Source organism: Pseudomonas sp. GQ91 (assembly GCF_059758795.1).
Genome location: NZ_JCAXED010000036.1, coordinates 1 through 2,024, shown reverse-complemented (window position 1 = coordinate 2,024; position 2,024 = coordinate 1). Strand labels below are relative to the sequence as shown.

Genomic DNA, 2,024 nt, shown 5'->3' with positions numbered 1-2,024 from the left:
GGCGTCGGTGTGGGTCAGCAAGCGGCCTTCGGCGTCGCGCTCGAAGAGTTCTTCGGTTTTGTCGGGGTGGATCAGTCGTACCAACTGCCCGGCGCGGTACTCGTAGGTGGTGACGTGACCTTCGGCATCGGTGAAGCGGCTGAGCTGGCCGTCGGTGTTATAGGCCAGTTGCTTGCTGTCGCCGTTGGCGTCGGTGATGACCACGGGCAGGTTATCGCTGTTGTAGCTGTACTGGGTGGTGTTCTCCAGCGGGTCGATAGTCTCGATGATGTTGCCGCGTTGAGTCGTACCACCGCAGGCATAAGCATTAACGCGATCAAGCCAATGCCGATGATGTCCAGTTGTTAAAGAGCAGTGCGTCGGAGTACGGCACAGTGAAAACTACTGCGATCAGGGTTGCGCCACAGGCGATCCTGATGCTATCAACCTCCACTGGAAGTTGAGTCCGAAGTACGTGATGGACTCGATCACCGAGCCGCTTTTGTCTGTGGTGTCCTGCGAATAACAGGCATCAATTAGACGTGGTCGTTACTATATCTTTATTCAAAATAATAATGTCTACGTGCTTATCATATGAAAAATTGCTTGTTACATCCTGAAGATGCAGGTGCTCAAGTTCGTTTTTCTTCATTTTTTTGGCTGCGTTAATAAAAAAAAATCCGATCAATTCTAGTGTGTTGGCATCAGCTACAATTGATATTTCATCAAGTTTTAGCTCATGGCTGGAATTGATGGCTGTTCCGTGAATGGTGAAGGCGTTTAGCTTTTTCATATATCAAAACCTTTATCTTTCAAAAATTCTTTTTCAGTGCGAGTTAGGCCCGAGATATCTCCGCGAGATCCATGGCTTTGGGTGCCATCTTGGTTTATGACGATTTCTTTGCGTCTAGATTTGCACTCGCAGTGAGCATGGGTTTGTTGATTTGTGTTCTCTACGTGAGGGGGATCAATGCGAATTCTGCCATTTCCTACGGGTTGCCAGCGTCCAGATTTAGCCAGCCCAAACGGATCAACCCACTCAACTGGATTCGGCCCATACACATAGACATTCAGCCCACCCGCAAACCCGATCGGATCCTTCCTTTATTTTGTTGATATTAATGAGGATGAAAATACGACTTTCAGGCCTGTGATGCTGTGTATTTTTTGATAGAGCATTCATTTACAAGGTCGCCATGGTCATAGGTATAATCGACAGATACTTGCATGGAAAAGTCTAATGATATAAATCTTAATTCATCGCTAACATTTTCATTGAAATTAAAATTAATATTTAATTTGGTGTTGGGCCCTATCCGTACTGCTCCACATAGCTTCCAATCCTCATCAATTAGCACGTAGTGTTCTTTTCCAGATATTTCAGTTGAAATAAAATTCAAGCACTCAGTTGTGGAAATAAAAGTCTTCTCCTCGTGGTAGCTTATGCTCCTTGCTTTCAGAATTTCAATAATAATATCTGTTTCAAGTAGTCCTATCCGGGAGAGCTTTTCGTTTGTCTCCAGGAAAATGTTACTTAATTTTTTTTCAAATCTTTTCGATATTTTCTTGCCTTGAGCCTTTCTATATAATAACTCTTTCTTATAAGAATTTATTTTCATTGACAACACCTATAAAAAGCCTTTCCTTTTCCATTACGGACTTGCGGACGTCCGTGTCTACTCATTCTGGGATTTCCGTCGTCATCAAGCTTGACTTTACCAGCTTCCCAGTGAGGCCTATCCGGATGGCTAACATCCATTGTTTGTTGTTGCACTGATGCCAACTCTCTGCCACCACCAGATTGAGGCGTTTCATAACGGTACTCCCACCCTGATTTGTTTTTTGATTGACTAACTGGTTGCTGGCTTTTCGGTATTCCTGCTTGTCTCATAGATTCACGCCGGGCTGCTCTCGACGTATTAAACGGGTTTTCTTCGCTTCCTAATGCTGGTTCATCCTTCAATCCTAGCGGATCGACCCAATCCACCGGATTCGGCGCATACGCATAGACATTCAGCCCACCCGCAAACCCGATCGGATCCTTT

The 2,024-nt window shown here is 45.0% G+C and carries 3 protein-coding genes and 1 pseudogene; all 4 read right to left on the bottom strand.

What is annotated here, in order from left to right; all coding sequences use genetic code 11:
• A partial coding sequence (locus AC6CIA_RS26255; RefSeq protein ID WP_498316050.1) for a hypothetical protein occupies window positions 1-204 on the bottom strand: 204 nt, incomplete at its 3' end.
• 307 nt (window positions 205-511) lie between these two features.
• A complete protein-coding gene (locus AC6CIA_RS26250) occupies window positions 512-772 on the bottom strand; it encodes a hypothetical protein (protein WP_498316048.1) in 261 nt (86 codons plus the stop codon).
• Between the two features lie 349 nt (window positions 773-1,121).
• Window positions 1,122-1,598 (bottom strand): hypothetical protein, encoded by a 477-nt coding sequence (locus AC6CIA_RS26245; protein ID WP_498316046.1) that lies wholly within the window; start codon window positions 1,596-1,598, stop codon window positions 1,122-1,124.
• Window positions 1,595-2,024 (bottom strand): annotated as a pseudogene (locus AC6CIA_RS26240) (hypothetical protein); the annotation flags it as partial. The gene AC6CIA_RS26245 and the pseudogene AC6CIA_RS26240, both read right to left, overlap by 4 nt.

Excerpts from the sequence above, each read along its gene's own strand:
- AC6CIA_RS26250 (WP_498316048.1), bottom strand. The coding sequence starts at position 772 with ATGAAAAAGCTAAACGCCTTCACCATTCACGGAACAGCCATCAATTCC.
- AC6CIA_RS26245 (WP_498316046.1), bottom strand. The coding sequence starts at position 1,598 with ATGAAAATAAATTCTTATAAGAAAGAGTTATTATATAGAAAGGCTCAA.